The following is a 696-nucleotide window of genomic DNA, read 5'->3' on the forward strand; positions in this document are numbered from 1 at the left end:
GTTTTGTTCTGCATGTAAAGTCATTCTCTTTTCGCCCGCACCATTTAGTACAGAGTACATACACTAATAGGCATACTTTCCATATTTATTCTTCCTATATTTATGTTTTGCTCAAAAAAAAATTCCGAATACTCAATAAATGTTTGAACATTTTTAAAAATTGTCATATATTATAAACAAACAATCATTTGAATGTTTGAATGAAGGAGGAAATCATGCCAAAAGACCGCTGTGATATTTATTGTTTTAATGAAGAAAAAGTAAATCGTATTAAGCCTGCCATCGATGCCGAAGCTGTTCAAGGGGTTTCTGCCTTGTTCAAAGCGTTAGGAGATGAAACGAGGCTTAAAATTGTCTTGGCTCTGTATAAAGGCGAGGAATTATGTGTATGTGACGTAGCCAATATTGTAGGCTCTACAGTTGCGACTGCTTCTCATCACTTAAGACTGCTGCGTAATATAGGAATTGCCAATTATCGCAAAGAAGGAAAGTTAGCTTTTTATTCTTTAAGGGATGCACATATTAAACAAGTAATTGATATCATGTTTGCTAAAAAAGAAGACGTAACCATTTAAGTTTTTTTTACCGTATAGGGAGTGGGACACAATGAAACACGAAGATAAAAAAAAGCATCAGCATACCGGAAGCTGCTGCAGCGGATCTTCTTCAACAGAAATTGAAAGCAAGACCTGCTGC

General features: G+C 35.5%; 1 protein-coding gene. It reads left to right on the top strand.

Going from position 1 to position 696, the window contains the following annotated elements:
• The first annotated feature begins 215 nt into the window (after positions 1 to 215).
• A complete protein-coding gene (locus AC1DRF_RS31050; RefSeq protein WP_013057833.1) occupies positions 216 to 575 on the top strand; it encodes an ArsR/SmtB family transcription factor in 360 nt (119 codons plus the stop codon).
• Positions 576 to 696: the final 121 nt, after the last annotated feature.

The sequence above is a fragment of the Priestia sp. P5_B4 genome (assembly GCF_056400385.1).